Source organism: Neorhizobium sp. IRS_2294 (assembly GCF_050500145.1).
GTDB lineage: Bacteria > Pseudomonadota > Alphaproteobacteria > Rhizobiales > Rhizobiaceae > Neorhizobium > Neorhizobium soli.
Window position 1 is genome coordinate 3,450,494 of sequence record NZ_CP191439.1, and the last position, 20,430, is coordinate 3,470,923.

Annotated in this window: 17 protein-coding genes and 1 pseudogene; 14 read left to right on the forward strand and 4 right to left on the reverse strand. The window is 59.6% G+C overall.

Translation table 11 applies throughout. The annotated features are described in order from the left end of the window. Positions 1–13 precede the first annotated feature (13 nt). From cobA to msrA, 8 genes and pseudogenes are all read left to right on the forward strand, one after another. Complete coding sequence (cobA, locus tag ACQY1K_RS16620) at positions 14–799, forward strand: uroporphyrinogen-III C-methyltransferase (protein ID WP_430257899.1); 786 nt, start codon at positions 14–16, stop codon at positions 797–799. Next, complete coding sequence (locus ACQY1K_RS16625) at positions 796–2,109, forward strand: cobyrinate a,c-diamide synthase (protein ID WP_430257901.1); 1,314 nt, start codon at positions 796–798, stop codon at positions 2,107–2,109. The genes cobA and ACQY1K_RS16625 overlap by 4 nt, the downstream gene beginning before the upstream one ends. Positions 2,110–2,465: 356 nt before the next feature. Then, positions 2,466–4,055, forward strand: a complete 1,590-nt coding sequence (locus ACQY1K_RS16630; protein WP_062463547.1) for an ABC transporter substrate-binding protein — start codon at positions 2,466–2,468, stop codon at positions 4,053–4,055. A 95-nt stretch (positions 4,056–4,150) separates the two neighbouring features. Next, a complete protein-coding gene (locus ACQY1K_RS16635) occupies positions 4,151–5,158 on the forward strand; it encodes an ABC transporter permease (protein WP_062463661.1) in 1,008 nt (335 codons plus the stop codon). Continuing rightward, positions 5,155–5,982 carry an ABC transporter permease gene (locus ACQY1K_RS16640; protein ID WP_062463545.1) on the forward strand — a complete coding sequence of 276 codons (828 nt, stop codon included), beginning with the start codon at positions 5,155–5,157 and terminating at the stop codon, positions 5,980–5,982. The genes ACQY1K_RS16635 and ACQY1K_RS16640 overlap by 4 nt, the downstream gene beginning before the upstream one ends. Then, complete coding sequence (locus ACQY1K_RS16645) at positions 5,975–7,618, forward strand: ABC transporter ATP-binding protein (RefSeq protein ID WP_430257903.1); 1,644 nt, start codon at positions 5,975–5,977, stop codon at positions 7,616–7,618. Before ACQY1K_RS16640 ends, ACQY1K_RS16645 begins: the two co-directional genes overlap by 8 nt. Positions 7,619–7,638: 20 nt before the next feature. Then, on the forward strand, positions 7,639–9,645 hold the full coding sequence (locus ACQY1K_RS16650; RefSeq protein WP_430257904.1) for a CocE/NonD family hydrolase: 2,007 nt from the start codon (positions 7,639–7,641) through the stop codon (positions 9,643–9,645). A 125-nt stretch (positions 9,646–9,770) separates the two neighbouring features. Further along, positions 9,771–10,429: pseudogene (msrA, locus tag ACQY1K_RS16655) on the forward strand (peptide-methionine (S)-S-oxide reductase MsrA). Here the strand turns inward: msrA and ACQY1K_RS16660 are convergent. The 3 genes from ACQY1K_RS16660 to ACQY1K_RS16670 form a co-directional block, all read right to left on the reverse strand. Beyond that, entirely contained in the window at positions 10,419–11,345 is a 927-nt protein-coding gene (locus ACQY1K_RS16660; protein WP_430257905.1) for an alpha/beta hydrolase, read from the reverse strand. The pseudogene msrA and the gene ACQY1K_RS16660 overlap by 11 nt on opposite strands. A gap of 79 nt (positions 11,346–11,424) precedes the next feature. Beyond that, positions 11,425–12,048, reverse strand: coding sequence for a class I SAM-dependent methyltransferase (locus ACQY1K_RS16665; RefSeq protein ID WP_430257906.1), 624 nt, complete (start codon positions 12,046–12,048; stop codon positions 11,425–11,427). Positions 12,049–12,057: 9 nt separating this feature from the next. After that, positions 12,058–12,726, reverse strand: coding sequence for a pseudouridine synthase (locus tag ACQY1K_RS16670; RefSeq protein WP_430257907.1), 669 nt, complete (start codon positions 12,724–12,726; stop codon positions 12,058–12,060). A 156-nt stretch (positions 12,727–12,882) separates the two neighbouring features. Here ACQY1K_RS16670 and ACQY1K_RS16675 point away from each other — a divergent pair, with 156 nt between their 5' ends. Then, positions 12,883–14,286, forward strand: a complete 1,404-nt coding sequence (locus ACQY1K_RS16675; protein ID WP_430257909.1) for a DUF6880 family protein — start codon at positions 12,883–12,885, stop codon at positions 14,284–14,286. Between the two features lie 87 nt (positions 14,287–14,373). On the opposite strand, the gene fdhA is transcribed toward ACQY1K_RS16675, so the two are convergent. Beyond that, positions 14,374–15,564, reverse strand: coding sequence for a formaldehyde dehydrogenase, glutathione-independent (fdhA, locus tag ACQY1K_RS16680; protein ID WP_192078851.1), 1,191 nt, complete (start codon positions 15,562–15,564; stop codon positions 14,374–14,376). 385 nt (positions 15,565–15,949) lie between these two features. Here fdhA and ACQY1K_RS16685 point away from each other — a divergent pair, with 385 nt between their 5' ends. The 5 genes from ACQY1K_RS16685 (at position 15,950) to ACQY1K_RS16705 (ending at position 20,401) form a co-directional block, all read left to right on the forward strand. Continuing rightward, positions 15,950–16,933: a glycosyltransferase family 2 protein gene (locus ACQY1K_RS16685; protein ID WP_430257910.1), complete on the forward strand. Its 984-nt coding sequence runs from the start codon at positions 15,950–15,952 to the stop codon at positions 16,931–16,933. Between the two features lie 225 nt (positions 16,934–17,158). Beyond that, positions 17,159–18,058, forward strand: coding sequence for a tyrosine-type recombinase/integrase (locus ACQY1K_RS16690; protein WP_430257911.1), 900 nt, complete (start codon positions 17,159–17,161; stop codon positions 18,056–18,058). 390 nt (positions 18,059–18,448) lie between these two features. Further along, complete coding sequence (locus ACQY1K_RS16695) at positions 18,449–18,613, forward strand: helix-turn-helix transcriptional regulator (protein WP_430259057.1); 165 nt, start codon at positions 18,449–18,451, stop codon at positions 18,611–18,613. A gap of 112 nt (positions 18,614–18,725) precedes the next feature. After that, positions 18,726–19,643 (forward strand): hypothetical protein, encoded by a 918-nt coding sequence (locus tag ACQY1K_RS16700; RefSeq protein WP_430257912.1) that lies wholly within the window; start codon positions 18,726–18,728, stop codon positions 19,641–19,643. Positions 19,644–20,011: 368 nt separating this feature from the next. Then, complete coding sequence (locus ACQY1K_RS16705; protein ID WP_430257913.1) at positions 20,012–20,401, forward strand: DUF262 domain-containing protein; 390 nt, start codon at positions 20,012–20,014, stop codon at positions 20,399–20,401. The last annotated feature ends 29 nt before the right edge of the window (positions 20,402–20,430 follow it).

Below are 20,430 nucleotides of genomic sequence, written 5' to 3' on the forward strand. Positions count from 1 at the left end.
AGGTTTGCACTCCATGCCAATGAATGAGTTGATCGAAACCATCGTCGAAGCACCGGAATTCGAGCCCGGCCATGTCTGGCTGGCCGGCTCCGGCCCCGGTCATCCGCGCTATCTGACGCTGGAAGTCGCCGATGCGCTGCAAAAGGCCGACGTGATCGTACATGACGCGCTGGTCTCAGACGCCGTCCTCGCGTTGGCGCAGACAAGCGACATGATCTTCGTCGGCAAGCGCGGCGGCAAACCTTCGGTCGCGCAGGACGATATCACCGCACGGCTGATCGAACTCGCGAGAACAGGCAAACGCGTGTTGCGCCTGAAGGGCGGCGACCCGTTTATCTTTGGGCGCGGCGGCGAAGAGGCGGAAGCGCTGGTGAAGGCGGATATCCCCTTCCGGATTCTGCCCGGCATGACCTCTGCCCTTGCGGCACTCGCCTGTGCCAACATTCCGGCGACGATGCGCGGCATCAGCCGCTCGATCACGCTTGCAACCGGACATGCCGCCGGCACGCCTGGCGATCTCGACTGGAAAGCTTTGGCAAAGACGGGCGAACCGATCGTCGTCTATATGGGTGTAAGCACGATCGGCACGATCGCGCGGCTTCTGATGGAGGGCGGATTGGCAGGCGATACACCCGTCGCGGTTCTGATGGCGGCAACCACACCCCAGGAGAGGTCGATGACTGCGACGCTTGCAACCGTTGAAGCAGAAGTGCAGCGCCAGGATTTCCAGGCGCCGGCGCTGATCGTGATCGGCAGGATCGTCGATATGCAGGCCGTCCTTTCGGGACCTGCATCATGACGGCCCGCGCCCTGATCATCGGCGCACCGCGCTCCGGCTCCGGCAAGACCAGCGTCACCATCGGCCTGTTGCGCGCCTTCCAGCGGCGGGGCATCAAGGTGCGCGGCATCAAGACCGGGCCTGATTATATCGATCCGGGTTTCCACGAAGCGGCAACCCGCCTGCCCGGGCTCAATCTCGACAGCTGGGCCATGGCCCCCGATCTTCTGCGGCATCTGGCACGCGGCCAGGCAGAGGATGCGGACCTGATTCTGATCGAAAGCGCCATGGGTCTTTTCGACGGCATTCTAGGCGAACCCGGTCGCTCAGGTGCAGCATCGGATCTCGCCCGCCTGTTCGGTCTGCCGGTTCTGCTGGTGCTCGACGTATCAGGCCAGAGCCAGACGGCGGCGGCCGTCGCCTGCGGTTTCATGCATTATGATCCGACCGTGAAAATGGCGGCCTGCGTGCTCAACCGGGCCGGAAGCGAGCGCCACAGAAAGCTCTCCGGCGACGCCATCTCCGCGATCGGGCTTACCGTTGTCGGCACGATTTTGCGCGATCCGACCCTGACCCTGCCCGAACGCCATCTCGGCCTCGTGCAGGCAAGCGAACATCCGCAGATGGACGCCCATATCGACCGGCTGGCCGATGCAATGGAACAGTCGCTGGATCTCGACGCGATTTTCGTGGCGGCGCGTCCCTTCGATATCCCCTCCGGGACGACCGAAAAGGCATTACCGCCGCCCGGCCAGCGGATCGCTCTCGCCGAGGACGCCGCGTTCACCTTTCTCTACCCGCATATCAAGCGGGAATGGCAGGCGATGGGGGCGGAGATCATCCGCTTCTCGCCGCTTGCCGACGAGGCACCGCCGGCAGACTGCGACGTCTGCTGGCTGCCCGGCGGTTATCCCGAACTGCACGCGGGGCGGCTTGCAGCGGCTGACAGGTTCAAGACGGGGCTGAAGACCTTCTCGCAGACCAAGCCCGTTCACGGCGAATGCGGTGGTTACATGGTGCTTGGCGAAAGGCTGGAGGATGCCGACGGCGTCAGCCACACCATGACCGGCCTGCTTTCCCATTCCACGAGCTTTTCCAAGCGTAAGATGAACCTTGGCTACCGCCAGGCGCGCCTGATGAGAGAAAGTGCCATTGGTAAAATAGGCGACGTGGTGCGGGGCCACGAATTCCATTATGCTCGAGTGATCGAAGCCGGAACCGACCAACCTCTCGCTATGATTGCAGATGGTCGAGGCGACGAAATAGGTCCGTCGGGCGGTTTCCGGGGAAGGGTGACCGGCACGTTTTTCCATGCGATAGCGCGCGATTAGCAGGATTTGCATCCCTTTCGACAGGCGCCTAATTTTCGCAACCCATGGGGGGTTGCTAAATGTGTCGCATCGAAGGCACTTAATGTCGTAGCGAAGGCTCACCCACGCGGCAACGCGACCGTAATCTCCATCACGCCTCAACGGGCCTTCGATCGCTAAGCAGACTATTTCCCGAGGCATAGAGCTCGCACGATAAGAGCCGGGGACTGCATCAGAAAGGAAGTTATGTCGGCCGCAACCGAACCATTTCCCACGATCGACGGAATAATGCGCAAACCGCTGTGGAAGAGGAAACCCGGCGAGACAGCGCAGACTACGAACGCAGAAAACTGCATCGAATAAAAGGGAACAGGGAAATGAACGACATTACGAAATACCTTGCCGGCCGGGTCACCACCGGTGGCATGAACCGCCGCGAATTCATGGGCCGCGCCATGGCAGCGGGCGTGACGCTGGCTGCAGCAAGCCAGCTCTACGCAACCAGCGCCTCTGCGCAGGCCCCCAAGAAGGGCGGCAACCTAAAGCTCGGCCTCGAGGGCGGCGCAGCCACCGACAGCATCGATCCCGCCAAGGCGACCTCGCAGGTGATGTTCACCGCGGTCCGCACCTGGGGCGACACGCTGGTCGAAACCCATCCTGAAACCCGCGCGCCGGTTCCATCGCTTGCCGAATCCTGGTCGCCATCACCCGACGCCAAGACCTGGACCTTCAAGATCCGCAAGGGCGTGCAGTTCCACGACGGCAAGGAGATGACCACGGACGACGTGGTCGCGACCCTGAAGCGCCACAGCGATAGCAAGACCGAATCCGGTGCAGCCGGCGTTCTGAAATCCATCAAGTCGATCGAAAACAAGAGCGGCGATCTGGTCGTGACGCTCGACAGCGGCAATGCCGACCTTCCCGCGATCTTCACCGACTACCATCTCGTCATCCAGCCGAACGGCGGTGTCGACGCGCCGAATGCCGGCATCGGCACCGGTGCCTACAAGGTCAAGAGCTTCGAGCCCGGCGTTCGCATGACCTTCGAGAAGAACACCAGCGACTGGCGTTCCGACCGCGGTTATGTCGAAACGGTCGAAATCATCACCATGAACGACGCAACCGCCCGTATCGCGGCCTTGTCGTCCGGCCAGGTGCAGTTCATCAACCGCGTCGATCCAAAGACCGTGCCGCTTCTGACGCGCGCCCCGACGGTGCAGCTTCTGACCACGTCCGGTGGCGGCCACTACGTTTTCATCATGCATTGCGACAAGGCGCCGTTCGACAACAACGATCTGCGCATGGCCCTGAAACTGTCCATCGACCGCGAGGAAATGGTCAAGCGCATCCTCGGTGGCTACGGCAAGGTCGGCAACGACTTCCCGATCAACGACACCTATGCGCTCTTCCCCGAGGGCATCGAGCAACGCTCCTACGATCCGGACAAGGCGAAGTTCCACTTCAAGAAGTCAGGCCATAGCGGCTCGGTGCTTCTGCGCACGTCGGAAGTTGCCTTCCCGGGCGCTGTCGATGCGTCGGTTCTCTTCCAGCAGAGCGCGAAGAAGGCCGGTATCGACATCGAGATCAAGCGCGAGCCGGGTGACGGCTACTGGTCGAACGTCTGGAACGTGCAGCCGTTCTCGGCCTCCTACTGGGGCAGCCGCGCCACGCAGGACCAGTTCTATTCCGGCGCCTATCTGTCGTCTGCAGACTGGAACGACACCCGCTTCAAGAACGAGAAGTTCGACAAGCTGCTGATCACCGCCCGCGGCGAACTGGATGAAGCCAAACGCCGTGAAATGTACCGCGAGATGGCGGTGCTGGTGCGCGATGAAGGCGGCACGATCCTGCCGATGTTCAACGACTTCGTGAATGCGGCGTCGAAGAAGCTTCAGGGTTACGTCAAGGACATCGGCAACGACATGTCGAACGGCTATGTCGCGACACGCGTCTGGCTCGACGCCTGATACCCGACAGGGGCTTGTCCAGCCCCGCCGATGAATATGGACCGCAGGAAAACCTGCGGTCTGAACCCTTCATTTCGGATACGGGATCGCGCCACATGTCCAATTCCACAGAGGCTGGCGGCTCGCCGGCCCGCAGCTTGAGAGAGCGCTTTCCGCTGCTGAGCATTATCGCCCAGCGCATGGTGCTTTCGCTGATCCTGCTTCTGGCAGTGTCGGCTCTGATTTTCGGCGGCGTCGAAGCGCTGCCCGGCGATTTCGCCTCCACCTATCTCGGCCAGTCGGCGACACCGGAAGCTGTTGCCAACATCACCGCCGAACTCGGCCTCGACCGGCCCCTTGTCACCCGCTATTTCGACTGGCTGGGCGGCGTCCTGCAAGGTGATTTCGGCACATCCTGGGCAAGCCGCAATTCTGTCTCCGAACAGGTCGGCAACCGGTTGGGCAATTCGCTTTTCCTCGCTGCCTTTGCGGCCGTCATCGCCGTGCCGCTGGCAATCTGTCTCGGCATGCTCTCGGTGCATTTCCGGGATCGCATTCCGGACAAGATCATCAACGTGATCTCGCTTGCGGCCATCTCGCTTCCGGAATTCTTCGTCGGCTACCTGCTGATCCTCTATTTCGCCGTCAATTTCGGCATCGCCACCTTTCCGGCCACCGTTTATCAGGGCATGGGCTTTCTGGAGCGCCTCCAGACGATCGCCCTGCCGACCGCGACACTCGTTCTCGTCGTGCTCGCCCATATGATGCGCATGACGCGGGCGGCGATCCTCTCCGTCATGTCGTCGGCCTATATGGAAACCGCAGAGCTCAAGGGCCTGTCCGGCTGGCGCGCGATCGTCAAGCATGCGGCGCCCAATGCGCTCGCCCCAATCATCAATGTCGTCGCCTTGAACCTCGCCTACCTCGTCGTTGGCGTCGTGGTGGTCGAGGTCGTGTTCGTCTATCCCGGCATGGGTCAGTACATGGTCGATGCTGTGACGGTGCGCGACATGCCGGTCGTCCAGGCCTGCGGCCTGATCTTCGCGGCCGTCTACATCCTCCTCAACATGTTGGCGGACATTCTCGCGATCATCGCCAACCCCCGTCTGAGGCATCCACGATGAGATTGAGAGAAATCCCCATCACCGCCTGGGTCGGCCTGTTCGGTATCGCGCTCGCACTCTTCTGCGCCCTGTTCGCGCCCTGGATTTCCCCTTACGGCGAGACCGAAGTCGTCGGCAATGTCTGGCAGGAGGCCGATGCGCAATTCTTCTTCGGCCTCGACAATCTCGGCCGCGATATCCTCTCGCGCCTGATCTTCGGTGCGCGCACGACGCTGATTGTCGCTTTGGCGGCAACCGTGATTTCCTTTTCGCTCGGGATCATCCTGAGCTTTACCGCCGCCGTTTCAGGTGGCCTCGTCGATACGGTGTTTTCCCGCTTCAACGACCTGATGATGTCGATTCCGACGCTAATCTTCGCGCTCGTGGTGCTGGCCGTTCTGCCGCAACACCTGATCGTGCTGATCCTGGTGATGGCGATCCTTGATTCCACCCGCGTCTACCGGCTTGGCCGGGCCGTGGCGCTGGATGTCGCCGTGATGGAATTCGTGGAAGCGGCGAAGCTCCGCGGTGAAGGCAAGATCTGGATCATCTTTCGCGAAATTCTGCCCAATACGCTCTCGCCGCTGCTGGCCGAATTCGGCCTGCGTTTCGCGTTTGCGATCCTATTTCTCTCCACCCTCTCCTTCCTTGGGCTCGGCATCCAGCCGCCGACCGCCGACTGGGGCGGCATGGTGAAGGACAACAAGGACGGCATCATCTTCGGCATTCCCGCAGCCCTAGTGCCTGGAACCGCGATTGCGGCCCTCGCCGTCTGCGTCAACCTCGTGGTCGACTGGCTCCTGAAGCGAACCTCCAGCCTGAAGGGAGGCCGCGGCGATGCATGAAGCTCAATCTCATCTCCTCTCCGTCCGCAACCTCAAGATCGAGGCGACAAGCTATCCGCCCGGCGAGCCGCCAAAGCGGATCACCATCGTCGACGACGTCTCGTTCGATCTCGCCAAGGGCAAGGTTCTGGGCCTGATCGGCGAATCCGGTGCCGGCAAGTCGACGATCGGGCTCGCGGCGCTCGCCTATGGCCGCGGCGGTGCTGAAATCACCGGCGGCGAAGTGAAACTCGACGGCATCGACATCCTGCCTCTTGGCAAGGGCGGCATCCGCAAGCTGCGCGGTGCCCGTGTCTGCTACGTGGCGCAATCGGCAGCCGCCGCATTCAACCCCGCCCACAAGCTCGGCGACCAGGTTATCGAGGCGACTGTCAAGCATCGCCTAATGAGCAAGGAAGATGCTCGCGAGCGCGCTCTCTACCTGTTCCAGGTTCTCGGTCTGCCGAACCCCGAAACTTTCGGCGATCGCTTTCCGCACCAGGTTTCCGGCGGCCAGTTGCAACGCGCCATGACGGCGATGGCGCTTTGCTCCAAACCCGACCTGATCGTGTTCGACGAACCGACGACCGCGCTCGACGTGACGACCCAGATCGACGTTCTCGCGGCGATCAAGCACGCGATCGAGGAAACCGATACGGCAGCGCTCTACATCACCCACGATCTGGCCGTCGTCGCGCAGATCTCCGACGACATCATGGTGCTGCGCCACGGCAAGATGGTCGAATACGGTCCCGTGCAGGAGATCATCGAGGCACCGAGACAGGATTACACCCGTGCGCTGGTCAATGTGCGCCAGGCAGCCCGCGAGGAGGCAGTTGACCAGACCGAAGCGGTTCTCAGGGTCGATCATGTCAGCGCCCAGTATTCGAACGGGTTCAAGGTGCTGCACGATGTTTCCCTGCATCTGTGCAAGGGCCAGACGCTTGCGGTCGTCGGCGAATCCGGCTCGGGTAAGTCGACGCTGGCGCGCGTCATCACCGGCCTGTTGGCGCCTAGCAGCGGCGCGATCACCTTCGAGGGCCGGCCGCTGACGCCGTTGCTGAAAAGCCGGCCGAGAGACGACCTGCGCCGCATCCAGCTGATCTACCAGATGGCCGATACGGCCATGAACCCGCGCCAGACGGTGCGCGACATCATCGGCCGTCCGCTGACCTTCTATGACGGCCTGCGTGGCTCGGCCAAGACCGCACGCGTCAAGGAACTGCTCGACCAGATCGAGATGGGCACCGGCTTTATCGATCGCTATCCGGCTGAGCTTTCCGGCGGCCAGAAGCAGCGCGTGGCAATTGCCCGCGCCCTTGCCGCAAGGCCCGAGCTCATCCTATGCGACGAACCCACATCGGCGCTCGATCCGCTGGTGGCGGAAGGGATCCTGAAGCTGCTGACGAAGCTGCAGGAAGAACAGCAGCTGTCTTATCTGTTCATCACCCATGACATCGCCATCGTGAAGGCAATCGCCGACTCGGTCGCCGTCATGCATCGCGGCAAACTCGTCCGCTTCGGCCCGAAATCTCAGGCGCTGTCGCCTCCGTTCGACGACTATACCGACCTTCTCCTCAAATCCGTGCCCGAGATGCAGCTCGGCTGGCTGGAGAGGGTCTTGACGACACGGCGGATGGAAAGTGCGGGAAATTGAAGATCGATATTTGAGAGCGCATGACCATGACTGACCGTTCCTTCACCGTCATCGAGAACCAGTGGATCAGGCTAAAGGACGGAACCCGTCTTGCCGCCCGCATCTGGATGCCTGACAATGCGGACGCCGATCCGGTGCCGGCGGTGTTCGAATTCCTGCCCTATCGCAAACGGGATGGAACCAGCCCGCGCGACGAATCCACCTATCCGGTGTTTGCGGCAGCGGGCATCGCCGGCGTTCGCATCGATATTCGCGGCTCCGGGGAATCCGACGGCGTCATTGACGGCGAATATACCGAACTGGAGCTTGCCAATGCCTGCGAGCTGATCGCCTGGATCGCAGAACAGCCCTGGTCGAACGGCAGCGTCGGCATGATGGGCATTTCCTGGGGCGGCTTCAACTGCCTGCAGGTGGCAGCGCTTCGACCACCGGCGCTCAAGGCCGTGATCTCGATCGCCTCGACCACCGACCGCTACAATGACGACATCCATTACAAGAATGGCTGCCACCTGTCGGCCCAGCTCTCCTGGGCCGCCACCATGCTCGCCTACCAGTCGCGCTCGCCGGATCCCGATATCGTCGGCGACCGCTGGCTCGAAATGTGGATGGAGCGGATGGAAAACGAGCCGTTCTTCCTGGAGGAATGGCTGTCCCACCAGCGCCGCGATGGCTTCTGGAAACACGGCTCCATCTGCGAAGATTATGCGGCTATCGAAATTCCGGCGCTCGTCATTGCCGGCTGGGCGGACGGGTATCGCAACACGCCGCTGCTGGCCGTCGAAGGGCTCGGTGACAAGGCGAAGGCCCTGCTCGGGCCCTGGGTGCACAAATATCCGCATTTCGCCTGGCCGAAACCGCGCGCCGATTTTCATGGCGAGGCAATCGCCTTCTGGAACCGCTGGCTGCGGGGTGAGGAAAACGGCATAGAAACCCTGCCCCAGGTTCGCGCCTATATCCTCGACGGCCCGAAACCGGCGGTACGGCGCGATGTCGATCCGGGCTTCTGGGTTTCCAAGCAGCGCTGGAGCGCGCCGGAGAGCGAGTGCTTCTATGTCGACCAGTTCGGTACGCTGCTGGAGGGGATGCCGATCCCGCATGCACAGGCGCACGAGATCTATCTGAAGTCACCGCTCGACACCGGAACGGCGGCCGGCGAATGGTTTACCCTCAAACCCGACGCGGAACTCGCCGGTGACCAGCGCAGCGACGATGCCGGATCGTTGGTCTTCCAGACAGCGCCGCTTGCCACGGCCAAAACCTTTCTCGGACGCCCGAGCATCACCTTGACGCTCAGCGCCGACGCCGAGCTTGCCAATCTTTGCGCCCGGATCGTCGATATCCATCCCGACGGCACCGCGACCCGCGTCTCCTTCGGCGTGATCAACCTCGCCCATCGCGACGGCAATGAGGATCCGCAACCGCTCATTCCCGGCCAGCCGGTCGAAATCCGCCTCGATCTCGATGCCTGCGGCTACCGGTTCGGGGAGGGTCACCGAATCCGGCTATCGCTCTCGACCGCCTACTGGCCAATGATCCTGCCGCCACCTGTCGATCCCGGTGTGGCGATCGATATCGCCTCGCTCGGGCTTGCCATGCCGCTTCTCGGCGATCACCAGACATTCGAGATGAAGCAGCCGGCGAACCCGGATCCGCTGCCGAAATATATCGAGCACGCGCCGTCCACTACCCGCCGCAGCGTCACCCGTGACCTTGCTGAAAACCAGACGCGCTACGAAGTGGCTGAAGACACAGGCCTGTTCGAACATCCGGGCACCGGCCTTTCCACCCGGCAGTTGCGCGAGGAGACCTGGTCGATCGACCCGACCGATCCGCTGTCGATGACGGGCACTTCGGTCTGGACCTGCGACATGAGGCGCGACCGGTGGTCCGTCCGTACCGTCTCCACGGCAAAACTCGCCTGCACGGCAACCGACTGGCTGATCAGCGCTTCGGTCCTTGCCTATGACGGAGAGAAGAAGATCTTTGAAAAGACCTTCGAGAAGGCCATTCACCGCGATCACATGTAGGCGTCGCCCGCCGTGGCTGGCGGCCTACGCCGATGTGATTTGACGCCGGGCCGGTATCCCTGAGACAGTCCATGCGAACAGGAGGAGTTCTCATGGCAGTCTTCGCAAATCGTCTGGCGGCGGCAATGTTTTGCGCCGTCGTGATGGCGTTTCCGGCATCGGCGCTGCGTGCGCAGGAGGCCGCCGTTGCCATTCCTGCACCGACGATCGACGAAGCCGCGAAGGGCAATGTCGAGAAGGCCATCTTCGCCGGCGGCTGCTTCTGGGGCGTTCAGGGCGTCTTCCAGCATGTGAAGGGCGTGAGCAACGCCGTTTCCGGCTATTCCGGCGGCGACCAGAAAACTGCTACCTATGAGACGGTAAGCTCGGGCAAATCGGGCCATGCGGAAGCCGTGGAGATCACCTTCGACCCGAAGCAGGTAAGCTACTGCAGATCTTCTTTTCCGTCGCCCACAATCCGACCCAGCTGAACTACCAGGGTCCTGACCGCGGGACGCAGTACCGCTCCGCGATCTTCACCACCAGCGACGATCAGAAAAAGGTAGCCGAGGCCTATATCGCCCAGCTCGATGCGACGAAATTGTATCCCGCACCCATCGTCACGGAAATCTCCAGGCTCTCCGCCTTTTATCCGGCCGAGAAATACCACCAGGACTTTCTGACGCTAAACCCCAGCTATCCCTATATCGTCTATAACGACATGCCGAAGATCGATAATCTCAAGGCGATCTTCCCAAGTGCATTCCGCGCCGATCCGGTTCTGGTGTCAAAGGCTAAGAGCTAGCCGCCGCCATCTGCCGCACGGCCTCGCAGAGCGCCGCGAAACCGCCGCGCGCGCCAGCACTCATGTGGCGGGCACGCAGCCAGGCATGCACCATCTGCGGCTCCTCGCGGAACGTCGCCTCGACGCCCGCCTCTCGTAGCCGTCGCGCATAGAGCTTACCATCGTCCCGCAACGGATCGAAATGCGCAACGGTGATATAGGCCGGCGGCAGGCCGGATAGGTCGCGGGCTAGAAGCGGATGCGCGACGGGTTCGATCTCTGGCGCTTTGAGGACTGCCCGGTAATAGGCGACATCGGCCGTGGTGAGGCCCGGCGCATAGGCCATCTCGCGGTAAGACCCCGACACGAGATCGCCGCCGAGCGCTGGATAGATCAGCACCTGGCCGGCAATCCCCGACAGTCCTTCGTCCCGCGCCCGTAACGCGAGCCCCGCCGCAAGATTGCCGCCGGCGCTGTCGCCGATCAGCACGACCTTTCGCCCCTCGCCTAGAAGCTGCTTCAGCACACCGAAACAATCGTCCGTCTGGGCCGGCCAGAGATGTTCGGGTGCAAGCCGGTAATCGACCGAGACCAGTTCCGCCTGCGCGAAATCGGCAATCTCCGCACAGATCGCGTGGTGGCTATCCAGCGACCCGACGACGAACCCGCCGCCATGCAGGTAAAGAAGAACGGTTTCGCTGCTGATCGTCGCGGGTCTGTAACGCCGGATCGGCACGACCAGCATCTCGTCGCGAAACGTCAGACCTTGCGGCAGCGGCTGGTCGAAACGGGCGCAGAGTGCATCATACCAGTCCCGCTGCTGTTCGATCGGTGCGTCAACAGCGTCAGCGGGATAGAAGCGATCGCAAATATCGAGAAATTCGAGAATTCCGGGCTCTTCCGGAAACGGCCCGGGTTTCTGGTCGCTCTCTGACATCGGCACGGCACTCCCAAGGAATGCGGGATACTATGCGCAATCGTCGCCGCAGGGCAACAACGGCAGTGCCGTCACCCACCTACTCAGCGCTGATCTTCGCCTTGACGAAAACGTCGTAGCGCGTGCTTTTCCCGAGGATCTGATGGGACGGTTTGCGCACGCCCGCCATCGGCTCGGCGCGCAACGGCCATTTCAGCACGACCCGGTTTTGGGCCGCCTCCAGCGCGACTTGCATGAGCTGTACGGAATCCGCATCGGTCCCGACGATATCCCGGATCAGCCGCATCTCTTTCTTGACGAGAGCCGTTTTGTCGCGTGGCGGATGCATGGGATCGATCAGGATCACCTGCGGCTTCATCTGCGGAAGGAGAACACAGGAATCCCCGTGCACCAGCGTCATCCGGGAGACCGTCTCCGCATGCCGCCCGCCTTCCGCCCGCGCCCGTTCGAGCCCTTCCAGAAGTAGCTCATGCATCGTCTCGGATCGCTCGATCAGCGTGACCCGCGCGCCGAGCGATGCCAGCAGAAACGCATCCCGGCCGAGGCCCGCCGTCGCATCGACGACATCAGGGATCGTGCCGCTCGAAAACCCGACAGCCTTCGGCAGGTCCTGTTTGCGACCCTCGCCGGAGCGGAAACGGTGGCCGACTGCGCCGCCGACAAAATCGACGATCAGCAGCGTTTTCTCGAGGTTTTGTGCCAATGTCCGATCTCAGAAGGGCGTTGGAGCGGTGAACGTGACGTCCGAACCGTCAGGATGGCGGAAGCTTAGTTCTTCGGCATGCAGAAGCAAACGGTTCGCAGCCAGAAGCGCATCGCCATCCGCATAGAACTCGTCGCCGAGGATAACGTGACCCAGCGCTTTCATATGCACACGCAGCTGATGGGTGCGTCCCGTCAGCGGAAACAGCCGAAGCCGCGTCCTGTTCTCGCCGTATCCCATCACCTGCCAGCGCGTCTGGGCGGGCTTGCCGTGCTCAGGATCGACGCGGTGGCGCGGCTTGTTGTCAGGATCGATCGCCAACGGCAGGTCGACCAAGCCTTCCGCCTCCTCAAGCCTTCCCCAGACCTCGGCCACATAGGATTTCCGCGTGGTGCGCCCTTCAAACTGCGCTGCGACAAGCGCATGCCCCCGCCGGTTGAGCGACATCACCACGACACCGGATGTATCCTTGTCCAGACGGTGCACGATCAGCGCTTGCGGATAGTCTTTCTGGACCCGCGTCAGGAGACTGTCCGAGAGCGCCGGATGCCGCCCGGGCACCGAAAGCAGGCCGCTCGGCTTGTTGAACACAAGCAGATGCGCATCGCGATGCAGCAGCGAAAGATAGGGATCTTGCGGCGGGTTATAGATCGGAGCGGCATCTGAAAGCGCGTTCATGGCGACCCTCTACCAATGATTCCGTTAGGGTGAAAGGTCCTCGACAGCGCTCGGCCGCAAGCCGATCGCGAAATCCGGGCCGAAACACTTGCAAATCCCGGTCCGGTTCTGAACTGTCGCTCGCGACACCTCACGCAAGACCGCATCGACATACCCATGGCCACGAAGACGACCCTCAACGCGAAGAACCTGGAAGCGCTCGGCTCGCAACGGCTTGCCGAGTTGCTGATCGAGATCAGCATGGGCAGCGCCGCAAACAAGCGCAAGCTTCGCATGGAACTGGCCGGCAGCCACAGCAGTGAAGAAGTGGCGCGCGAAGTTCGCAAGCGGCTCGGAAGCATCGCGCGCGCCCGGACATTCATCAGCTGGCGTCGGGTAAAATCGACGAAGGCCGACCTGGAAACCCAGCGCAAGACGATCGTCGAGACCGTGGCACCGGACGATCCGGGCGAAGGCTTCGAGCTGATCTGGCAGTTCCTTGCCCTCGGTGAGCCGATCTTCGACAGAACGGACGATGCGAGCGGCGCGCTGCTTGCAAGTTTCCATCAAGCCTGCAGCGATGCTGGCATCATCGCCAGCGGATCAGGCATCGACCCCGATATTCTTGCCGACAGGGTTCTGGCGGCGGTTCAGAACAATGGCCACGGCCAATTCGACCCGTTCATTCCAGCCATGGCCCCGGCCCTCGGCACTCAAGGCCTCGACCGCCTGAAATCGCTGCTTGTGCAGTGGTTGAACGAGCCCGACGAAAGCGCCCGGGAAAGCATCGGCACCACCTCACCGAGGCACGACCGGCATGATGAGACGACAGTGCGTATCGCGCTTCAGGCAATCGCCGATGCCACAGGAGATGTGGATGCCTACATTGGCGAACAGCCGGAGAAAACCCGACGGATACCGGCAATCGCTGCCGAAATAGCTCGCCGTCTCCTCTCCGCAGGGCGCGCCGAAGAAGCGCTGCAGGCGCTCGATGGCGCCGAAATAACCGGTTCGCCAGACCGCGAGATCGAATGGCAGCTCGCCCGCGCCGAGACGCTGGAAACCCTGGGACGCACCGAGGAAGCCCAGGCCGATCGCTGGCGATGGTTCGAACAGTCGCTCAGCGACATTCACCTGCGCGCATTCTTGAAACGCCTGCCGGACTTCGACGATATGGACGCCGAGGAAAGAGCGTTTGCCTATGCCCAGACTTCCCCGGATGTTCAACAGGCCCTCGCCTTCTTCCTGCGCTGGCCGGCAGTCACCCAGGCAGCACGACTCGTGACAACCAGGACGGCAGAACTGAATGGCGATCTCTACGAACTGATGACATCAGCTGCCGAGATGCTCGCCCCCCATCATCCGCTCGCCGCAACCCTGATCCTGCGCAGCATGATCGACTTCTCGCTCGATCATGGAAAAGCCAGCCGCTACAAGCACGCAGCCCGGCACCTCGGCACAGCCCAAGCCCTCGCGCCCCATATCCTCGATCCCGGCACGCTCATATCCCACGCGGCCTATGTCGCAGCGCTAAAGCGCCTGCACGCAAACAAGCGTGGCTTCTGGAACCATGTGGCGTGAGGACTTGGTAGCGTTAGGCAAATCTGCCTTGTCCGGCACCCAATATGGCGCCGGACAAGGGTAGCGGGCTGCACTCGGCCGGTGAGATCACGCGGCTTTCGTCAGGTCTCCATGAGGATCCAGCACGTATTTGACCGCGGCCCCTTGGTCGAAGCTTTCATAGCCTTGCGCTGCCTCATCAAGCGAGATGATCTTCGCGTTGACGATGTCGGCGATCGGCAGCCGGTCGTGAAGGATGGCTTGCATGAGCTGACGATTGTATTTCAAAACCGGCGTCTGCCCTGTGTGGAAGGACTGGGCCTTCGCCCAGCCGAGACCCAGCCGAAGCGACAGACTACCCTTTTTGGCAGCGTCATCCACCGCACCGGGATCTTCCGTCACATAAAGGCCGGGAATGCCGATCGAGCCCGCCGCGCGGGTGATCTCCATCATCTGGTTCAAGACGATAGCCGGCTGTTCGCCACCCGAATGTCCGCGGGCTTCGAAACCGACAGCATCGATGGCGCTATCGACCTCGTCGGTGCCAACCACTTCGGCGATCATGTCCCCGAGCCGGTCGCTTTTTGACAGATCGATCGGCTCGAAGCCCACCTTGGCGGCATGGGCAAGACGATCCTTGTTGAAATCACCGATCATCACGACCGCTGCACCGAGAATGCGCGCTGACGCCGCAGCCGCAAGACCGACAGGACCAGCGCCCGCGACATAGACCGTCGACCCGACCCCGACGCCTGCCTTGACCGCCCCATGAAAACCAGTCGGCAGGATATCCGACAGCATCGTCAGATCGCGGATCTTCGACATCGCCCGGTCGCGATCCGGGAATTTCAAAAGATTGAAATCCGCATAGGGAACAGTGACGTAACGGGCCTGGCCGCCGATCCAGCCCCCCATGTCGACATAACCATAGGCGCCGCCGGCGCGCGATGGATTGACGGTGAGGCAGACGCCGGTATCCTGCGACTTGCAGCAACGGCAGCGGCCACAGGCGACGTTGAAGGGCACGGAAACGATATCGCCGATCTCGAGCATCTCGACATCGACGCCCTTTTCGATGACCTCGCCCGTGATTTCGTGGCCAAGCACGAGCCCCGGCAAGGCTGTCGTGCGCCCGCGCACCATATGCTGGTCTGACCCGCAGATATTGGTCGAAATCACTTTCAGGATAACGCCATGCTCGATCCGGCGTCCATCCGGCGCCTCAAGCTTGGCGTCGTCGATATCCCTCACCTCGACCTTGCCCGGCCGCAAATACACGACACCTCTGTTCCTGCTCATGCCCATTCCTCCTCTGGGTTAAACTGAAAGCCACAGCTGCTCGCCGGAAACGGCAGTTCCGCCGCATTCCCCCGACCTCTTCCTCCTCGAAAAGATCAGGCGAGCGAGACAACGCACCTTAACCCCGCCAGCAGACCACCGTCATCCCCATTCGACTGCCGCGACAACGACATGCGGAGATGAAATGGCGACGAGGGGCGGTTTGAGAGGACTGCTCTAATCCCCGAACACTGGAGGGAGATTGGGTCTCAGGTCACGCAATGCTTCACTGAAAGTTGACGGGGGCCCTGATTAATTACCATTTGTCAGGTAGTAAGCTCCGGACAAGTTGACGGGCCTAGCTACCGACCAAAGGTTGGCTGCATAAATGCGGGGACATTGCTTCATGGCAAAGATATCTATTATTATTCCGGCGTATAATGCAGCACAGGACATCGGCAATGCGCTCGACAGTGTCCTCAAGAACAAGTCCGATATGGATATCGTGGTCATCGACGACGCCTCCTCGGATGATACCTGCTCCGTTGTCGAGCAGTACATGTCCCGCCACAGCAACATAAGGCTCTTGCGTAACGAGGCAAATACGGGTCCTGGCGTGGCTCGCAATCGGGCGCTAATGAGCATAGACAGCGAATACTGCATGTTTCACGACGCTGATGACACGCTGGTCAATGGCGCTGTCGACATACTTACTTCACTGATGGATCGCGCCGACGTTGACTTCGCTGTGTTCAACTACTTCATCTTGAGAAACAGAGGAGCGGTCCTGGAAGAGGGCGGGATTGGTGCTGAAGGCACGTGGCAAGACGCTCTTGGTGGCCAAGAGTTGGCTATCGTTGAGCTGGATAAGGCACCCAACTTCCTATTGATGGTGAACTATCCTTGGAATAAGATTTTTAGAACGTCCTTTATAAGGCGCGTCAATTTGCGTTTCTCAACCGCTCGAATAAATGAAGATATCCTGCCTCATTGGGCAGCTTTCATGCATGCGGGACGCTTCCTGGCAGTCAACAGGAAGCTTACGATCCACAGCCTCATAGCTGGAAGCGACCAGCACACCAACGTATACGACGAACGTCGCATTGCGATCTTCGAAGCGCTTAGGGAAACGGAATCTATATTTGAAAGAAACAAAGTATTCCGCGATAAATACTATCACCTTTTCCTGTACTTTAAGGCTGGTCTACTTGGCTGGGCCCTATCTCGCGTGCGTCCAGACCTCCGGCGGATTTTTGATGAACACGTCACGCACTCCTATAGAGGGTTTACAGACGAAGATTTCAAGCGAATCTACCAACATTCTCCAGACCTTGCGCTGACCATTCTCAAGCTAAAATATTCGCCAGCCGGACTAGCGACTGCTGCATGATCGCCGCTCAAAGGAGTACCGCTATAGGTTGTATTCTTTCATGCAGAGGCGAACGGCATTGGCGGAGAGGGTGTCCGAATAGCACCTTCTCCAAGGCGTTTCAGAACGATGAAAAGTGCTTCAAAATCAACATGTTAAATCACTTGAGCGTTGCATTGAGACTCACCACATTACCTGTTGTTCCACCCCCAAAGTGGGCCCGAAGTGGGTTCGCAGGAGAACAGGATGCCAATAAATCAACTTACCGACAAACGTATTCAGTCTCTCAAGAAAGCTGGAAATTATCCTGATGGGGGCAACCTCTATCTTCGGGTCCGGGCTAAGGGATCGAAGAGCTTCATCCTGAAAGTTACGGTCAACAAGAAGCAGCGTGAATGGACGATCGGTCCGTATGGCGCCGCTGAGCATCATTTTTCATTGGCCAAAGCGCGGAAGCAACGTGACGACATGATGGCCAAGATCTTGTGCGGTCAAAATCCCGGCGCACGCGCCTGCATGAAGCTACAAGAGGATGATGCAAAGGAAGGCGCCATTCCGGATTTCGGCAGTTTTGCAATGGACCTCGTCCTTCAGATCGAAGAGGGCTTTCGCTGTAATAAGGACCGCGCTCAATGGCGTTCGACGTTGCAAACATACTGCAAGCCGATCTGGCAAAAGCGGCTCGATGCCATCACAACCGATGATGTTTTGTCTATTCTTCGCCCCGTTTGGACCAAGAAGGCTGAGACTGCCTCACGTCTTAGGGGACGGATCGAGCGGGTACTGAATGCTGCGAAGGTTCATGGGTTTCGTACGGGTGAAAATCCTGCTGCTTGGCATGGCCACCTCCAACTTCTTTTGCCAAAGCGCCAAAAGCTTCAACGCGGACATCACGCGGCGTTGCCCCTCCACAGGTTGCCCGATTTTTGGAAGCGACTGACTTCAATTGAAACGATATCATCCGCGGCCCTTCAGTTTCTTATATTGACAGCTGCCCGTTCCGGAGAAATTCGAGGTGCAACTTGGGACGAGATCGATCTCGAGAAACGTATATGGGTGATCCCAGCTCATCGCATGAAAGCCGCGAAGGAACATATTGTGCCGCTTTCAAAGAGCTCCGTCGAAATCATCCAAAAGATGCAGTAGATACGACACTGCAATTTCGTGTTTCCTGGTTCTCGTGAAGATTCGCCGCTTTCGGACATGACACTTGCGAAAGTTTTGCACGGCCTTGTCCAAGGTTATACTGTCCATGGATTCCGCTCGAGTTTCAGGGATTGGTGTGGGGAAACGACTGACTTCTCCCGGGAACATGCAGAGGCCTGCTTGGCTCACTCCATCGGCAGCGAGATCGAACGCGCCTACCGCCGTGGGAACTCGCTAGAACCTCGCCGTCGAATTATGGCTGCGTGGGAAGATTTCATCATGACCGGGTTCTGTTCAGCGACTGATCCCAACAATGCCGCCTGAATCCCGCTCAATCAGTCTCTAGCACCGTTAAACCTGCAACTTTTGGAGAAATAAATGAACAATCTAATGACCATTCGACAAGTCTGCAGTGCAACCTCTTTGTCCCGCACGACGATCTGGCGTCTTCAGCAGCGGAATGACTTTCCTAAAGGAGTTCACTTGAGTTCAACTCGTGTTGCGTACCCCATCTCGGACATCGAGAACTGGGTCGCTTCACGGCCGCGTAATTGAGGCGAAAAATGGCGATCAAATCACGCCGCGTCGTTGGGTGGTGCGACTTCATGACGGCTCTGTTCACATAAACCGACCGGGTGGAAGCAGGCAAATCCAGCGGAGGATTAAATTGAGCCTAGATTCTAAAACTAAGATTTTAACGATGGAGTATGGTCCAGTCGCGATTGAGAGCGCTCTGAACGAACGTGTTACAATCATCGGCGGCGATGGATTACCTTATACTGGAGTGTTTCGACTCCGCCATAATACAAAGCACCGCAACATTATATTTCGTCAGAACAGCGGTGGTGGGGGAAAATACCGCAAGTCAGTGATCGCGAGTGCTGACCACGCGTGGAGGCTTCGTGACGGTTCTATGACGTTGAGCTTGAATGTCGGAGATGTTCTGAAGCCCACTTCCTCAAATATCGAGCGTGACGCCTTAGCAGTGGTTCACGGACTCGTTTTTGGGGATGGCACTGCCCACAAGCGTCGGGTTGACGGCGTCAATCATTTTTCACAAGGCCGAACTTATGCGAGCATCCGCATCTGCAAGCAGGATTCGGTACGTGATGAAATTCATACTATCCTTGACGCAGGCGGATTTAAGTTTACTACCCCGGCTCACGCGGATGGAGATCGTGTATATTATATCGGAAAGTTGGAGGGGTCAAAAGAGTTGCCATTCACCTGCGATCCTCAATATATCGCTGGCTTCATCCATGGTTGGTGGCTAGCTGATGGTCATAAGGCTCAATTTAACTCTACTGAAATCAGCACCTCGAACGAGCTAGCAGCTGAATGGCTAGAAACTCACGTTAGCTACGCGGGTTACTCGACAACAATGCACCGTATCATAAAGCGAAAGCTCGGAGACGGTTCGTATCCAAACGGAAAACCTCTCCATTTCTTACGCCTTCGGCGACGAGTTGATTGGAAAGTAGAAAGTATTTTCGACGCCGGCTCCGGGGACTCATACTTTATTGAGAATTCAACTCAATGTACGTTGCTATTATCCAACGGTCTGCTCACAGGCGTCGGCGCTTAAACGCGTTCTCGAAGCTTGCACTGGCAGTAGAATTTTAGGTAGGCTGGCGCCGTCTCGAGTGCAAGCGGCGTTTTACTCGCGCATTGACGAAGCTCGACTGGCCATTCCGCAAAATGCCGCTATGACATTGATGGTATGAATGCGGAATCATCAAATTCGCGATGAACGGCTCGAACAGGGCCGATGGCGGACACTTGGCGTTATCCCAGGGTGCATTCAAGTTCGCAATCCGATCGTTCAGCCCCTGCGTCTATATTGGCAACCCTGACCTGATCGTGTCGAGAGGCGGTTTTGCCGCTCGCATTACGTCGGGTGTTGAACGATACTAGACAAAATGCAATTCATGCCGGCCGGGGAGCAACGATTACATGATACTGCCGAGTCCAACCCACTCAAACTACACGAATCTTCTGACGGACATCGAGCGCGGTCAGGTTAAAATTCCGCAATTCCAGCGCGACTTCGTCTGGACTATGCAAAAGTCCGCCGCGCTGCTCGACAGCGTCCTCAAGGGATATCCAGTCGGCACCTTCATCTTCTGGTCGACGAAAGACCGCTTGCGCAGCGTCCGCGATCTCGGCAACACGCCTCTGCCAGAGCCGAAGGACGGGGAAACCGTCTCATTTGTGCTCGACGGCCAGCAACGCCTCACCAGTCTTTATGCGGCGCTGCGAGGAACAAAGGTCGAGCGAAACTCCGGCAAGACAGAGGTGGCTCGGGAAATCTGCACAGCGGGGATAAGTGGAATTTCTGCCTGACTTCGGCTTAGATGCCAGGAACAGGAGAT